This is a genomic window from Catonella sp. (genome assembly GCF_052169795.1).
Taxonomy (GTDB): Bacteria; Bacillota; Clostridia; order Lachnospirales; family Lachnospiraceae; genus Catonella.
Genome location: NZ_JBQNBU010000131.1, coordinates 1 through 4,485 on the forward strand (window position 1 = coordinate 1; position 4,485 = coordinate 4,485).

General features: G+C 37.3%; 3 protein-coding genes and 1 pseudogene. All 4 read right to left on the reverse strand.

The window, feature by feature from the left end; genetic code table 11:
- Window positions 1–19: 19 nt before the first annotated feature.
- Window positions 20–1,117: an N-acetylglucosamine-6-phosphate deacetylase gene (gene nagA, locus ACTTKP_RS11365; protein WP_442554016.1), complete on the reverse strand. Its 1,098-nt coding sequence runs from the start codon at window positions 1,115–1,117 to the stop codon at window positions 20–22.
- A 1-nt stretch (window position 1,118) separates the two neighbouring features.
- The gene (gene nagB / locus ACTTKP_RS11370) at window positions 1,119–1,868 is read right to left on the reverse strand and encodes a glucosamine-6-phosphate deaminase (protein WP_442554017.1); all 750 of its coding nucleotides are present in this window, start codon (window positions 1,866–1,868) and stop codon (window positions 1,119–1,121) included.
- Window positions 1,869–1,941: 73 nt separating this feature from the next.
- Window positions 1,942–3,405, reverse strand: coding sequence for a UDP-N-acetylmuramoyl-tripeptide--D-alanyl-D-alanine ligase (locus tag ACTTKP_RS11375; RefSeq protein ID WP_442554018.1), 1,464 nt, complete (start codon window positions 3,403–3,405; stop codon window positions 1,942–1,944).
- Window positions 3,406–3,922: 517 nt separating this feature from the next.
- Window positions 3,923–4,485, reverse strand: a pseudogene (locus ACTTKP_RS11380) (hypothetical protein); the annotation flags it as partial.

Genomic DNA, 4,485 nt, shown 5'->3' on the forward strand with positions numbered 1-4,485 from the left:
TAATTTGGATATATAAAATTTACAGTATTCTAACTATATTTAATTCTTTATCAAGCAGTAATAAGTCTGCATAAGCACCCGGCTTAATTACGCCTGCTTTATCTCCAAGACCTATGCTCTTTGCAGGGTTGGTTGAAGCCATTTTAACGGCTGACTTAAGAGGTATTCCCATTTCAACTACATTCTTAAAGCAGGTAAAAAGGTCGGTACAGGAGCCTGCTATAGTACCGTTCTCAAGAGTTGCCTTGTTGCCTATTTTGTTAACTTTCTGTCCGCCAAGAGAATAAGTTCCGTCTTCCATTCCGGTAGCTTCCATAGAATCACTTATAAGAATGATACGGTCTTCTCCAAAGAGACAGAAGGTGCTTCTTATCATACAAGGATGGATATGTACCTTATCACAGATAAGTTCAGCCATAACGCCTGTATTTTCAAAGGCTGCACCGACTATACCCGGATCTCTGTGGTTAAAAGCAGGCATAGCATTGAAAAGATGGGTTACATGGTTTGCACCGTTCTTAAAAGCCTCATCAGCCTGATCAAAGTTAGCATCTGAATGTCCAATGGAGATAGATACATCATTTGCAAGCTCTTTAATAAAAAGATTAGCTCCTTCGGTTTCAGGTGCAAGGGTTACAAGACGGATATTACCACCACTTACTTTATTCAGCCTTCTAAATACTTCTACATCTGAATTCATTATATATTTAGGATTCTGAGCACCCATTTTTTTAGGAGAAATAAAAGGACCCTCCATATTGATACCAAGAACCCTCGCATGTTTCTTCTCAGGCTTGTAATCATTGATTGTAGCAAATATTCCTGTAAGCAATTCCTCAGAAAGGGTCATAGAAGTAGGACAAAATGCTGTCACACCCTGACTTTTTTCAAACTCAGCTATCTTATAAAGTCCGTCAAGGTCGGCATCACAGAAGTCATGTCCGACTGCACCATGGGTATGTACATCTACAAGTCCGGGAATTACATAAAGACCCTCTGCATCTACAACTTCACTGTCAGCAGGAGCTTTATCGGTGATAAGTTCACCATCTACATAAATATCTCTCTTTTCAAAGTCGCCATTTTCGTTATATACTAATCCATTTTTAACTATCATATTATTCATCCTTATTTATTAAAGCAGAAATGAGTGAAAGAGCAGCTTCATCTGCTACTATGGTTACATTGTCATGAAGTTTAAGGGCAGAAGCAGGCACTTCAGGAGTAATAAGCCCTAATACGGTATTGCGGAGCGCTTCTGCCTTCTTCTGGCCAGAAGCTATCAAAAGAATGTGCTTAGCTCTGAAGATGCTTCCTACGCCCATAGAATAAGCATACCTAGGAACTTCATCTATGGAATTGAAAAGCCTTGAATTAGCATTTATAGTACTTTCTGTGAGTTCTACTTTATGTGTGCCGTCCGCAAAGAAAGAATCTGGCTCATTGAAGCCGATATGGCCATTTTCGCCAAGTCCTAAGAGCTGTAAGTCAATAGGACCGAGGGTTCTTATAATTTCGTCATATCTTGCGCACTCTTTAGTTTCGTCAGCTTCCATGCCATTTGGAAGGAAGACATTTTCCTGCTTTATATTAACATGGCTAAAAAGATTTTCGTTCATAAAATAAGCATAGCTCTGATTGTGGTATGCTGGAAGCCCCACATATTCATCAAGGTTGATGGAAGTAATCTCAGAAAAATCTAAATCACCTTTTTTATAGCCCTCTACAAGCAGCTTATATGCCCCAATAGGTGATGAACCTGTAGCAAGACCGAGTACGGAATTAGGCTTCATCACAACTTGTGCTGCTATAATATTTGCAGCTTTTCTGCTCATTTCTTCATAATCCTTAGTAACAATAATCCTCATAAAACCCTCCTAAAAAACTAAATAATTAATATAAAATAAGTATACCCCTTTGTTAAAACAAAAGCAATTGCAATTAACAAAAATTTAACAGTGCATTAACAATTTCCTCAGTATGCATACCCCTTGAACCCTTAACTACGATGGCATCACCCTTTTTTAATGAAGATTTAAGGTAATTAGATGCCTCTACATTTGTAGAAAAATGTTTGGTGACAGGATTGGTTTCAAGATTTTCTGAATTTACACCAAGCCCGATTTTCTCACTGTCTTTGCCGACTGTTATTAGATAATCTATTTTATTTTCTGCGTTTTCTTTATTGTAAAGCTGAATATATTCTCCAACCTTATAATGCTCAGTTTCAGCGTATTCACCAAGTTCAAGTACATCTGCAAACACTACAACCCTTCTGTTAATAGGTTCTGTACCTCCACGCATTTCTCCGACAATCTGCACTGATGCCTTCATTGAATCGGGGCTTGCGTTGTAGGTATCATCTATTATGGTAAGTCCGTTAGATTTGATGATGTTGCCACGGCCTGCAAGAGGTTCATATTCAGCCAGTCCTTTCTTTGAAACAGCAGGAGATATGCCAAGTTTAAGGGCTACAGCTATGGCAGCAAGAGCATTTCTTACATTATGAAGTCCAAGAGTTTTAAGGTGAATTTGTTCTGATACAGCTTCTCCGCTTTCAGACTTGTAGTTTGCAACAAAATCAGTACCGCTGTCAGAGATTGTAATAGAGGAAGCATAAAAATCAGCCTTTTCATTTATTCCAAAGGTGACTATGTGTTTTACATTCTCAGGTCTGAATTCGCTATTTTCTGTGGCAATTTTTCTAAGCAGTTCGTCATCTGCATTTATAAAAAGCACGCTGTCCTCAGTAAAATAGTCTGTTATATGCAGCTTTTCTTTAAGAATATTTTCTTTAGAACCAAGATTTCCGATATGGGCAGAGCCGACATTGGTGAAGATTGCGTGGTTTGGTCTGCCTGCTTCTGCGAGTTTCTCCATTTCATGAAATTCACTTATTCCCATTTCTATGATTGCTACTTCATTTTCATCTTCAAGTCCAAATAGCGTCAAAGGAAGCCCTATAGTAGAGTTGGCATTTCCTTTGGTTTTGTGGATATTTATTGAGGAGAGGGCAGCAGCAACCATTTCTTTGGTAGTGGTCTTGCCGACACTTCCTGTAATTCCTATAAAGGGAATGTTAAATTTTTGACGATACCAAAGTCCTGTGTCAAGCAGGGCTGCTTCTGTATCCTCTACTTCGATGGCTGCCGTATCTCCTATATTAGAAGGCAGTTCATATCCTTTTTTTATAAAGAAAGCCTTAGCACCCTTCTCAACCACCTGAGGAATGAAGGTGTGGGCATCCACTCTTTCGCCTATAATAGGCACAAAAAGTGCATTCTTAAAAGGCAGACTGTCAATTTCTCTTGAATTGGTAAAAAAACCGTTTATTACGGTATCGGCACTTCCGTTTAGAAGTTTGCCATTTGTAGCATTTAATATATCATTTACAGTAACTTGCATAAACACTCCTTATTGTATATTTCAAATTATAAGGCTACCATATTTTAACCCCAAACTTTTAAGACTACAAACTATAATTAAATTCATTGCCTTATGGTTATATTTTTTGAAGACATTTATTATATTATTCATATAATTCTCGTAAATTAAAGCACAATGTAAAGATACCTGTTGTGACTGGAAATATTATAACATACTACACTCTTACATTGCCATATTTAGAAATAAATTTCATCTTCTATATGTTTTTATATCCTCTTTTCTAAGAAGATAGGTTGTATATAGTTTTTACCTACCTTAACTAAGGGAAGTTCCCGGCTGTTTGATAAAAGGCAGTATATCGTATAAATCGGATTGGCTTAAGGTACCACAGGTTTAACTGCATGGCATAGAAATAGCGAAGCAGTAAAATGCTACTTCGCTATAAAGTCTAACTTATTGGGGAGACATCAGTTAAAAAGTATTAAGTTACAAAATATCAATTTTGTGGATAATAATTGTTGCAGCATTAAATATGTTACAGAGCCATAATCTTCTTCTCAGACATTCCGGTAATCTCTGCAATAAGGCTAAAAGGCAGACTTTTTTTCTTCATGTCCTTAGCTATTCTGATTTTCTCGTTTTCAGCACCCCGTTTCTCGCCCCGTTTCTCGCCTCGTCTTTCACTCTTTTCTTTTTCTTCTTTGATAATCTTTTCTAACATTTCATTCATTTCTTTTCTGCCTCCTTCGCTTATTTTAAACCTGGTCTTAATCTCGCTTGTAACAGGGAAATCCTCCATATTATAAGCATCATCTTTTATAAACAGCTCCATAAGTTTTGAAACTTTAGAACCATCTTTTTTAACTGTAGTTATATATATCTCGGTAAGTCCATCGTCAATAATTTCACCGGTTTCACGCACTACCTTGTCTACATGGTAGACCGGAAGTCCACCTTTAAATATGTCAAACTTAGATATGAATATAATGCAAACATCGGGTATATCTTCAAACTTGGTGCCGGGGTCAGTTATATTTGTAGTAAGGATAGCTCCGTTGTAGCGTACCCTTTTTAGATGGTCATCATCATTTTCTTTTT

Excerpts from the sequence above, each read along its gene's own strand:
- nagB (WP_442554017.1), bottom strand. The coding sequence starts at position 1,868 with ATGAGGATTATTGTTACTAAGGATTATGAAGAAATGAGCAGAAAAGCT.
- ACTTKP_RS11375 (WP_442554018.1), bottom strand. The coding sequence starts at position 3,405 with ATGCAAGTTACTGTAAATGATATATTAAATGCTACAAATGGCAAACTT.
- nagA (WP_442554016.1), bottom strand. The coding sequence starts at position 1,117 with ATGATAGTTAAAAATGGATTAGTATATAACGAAAATGGCGACTTTGAA.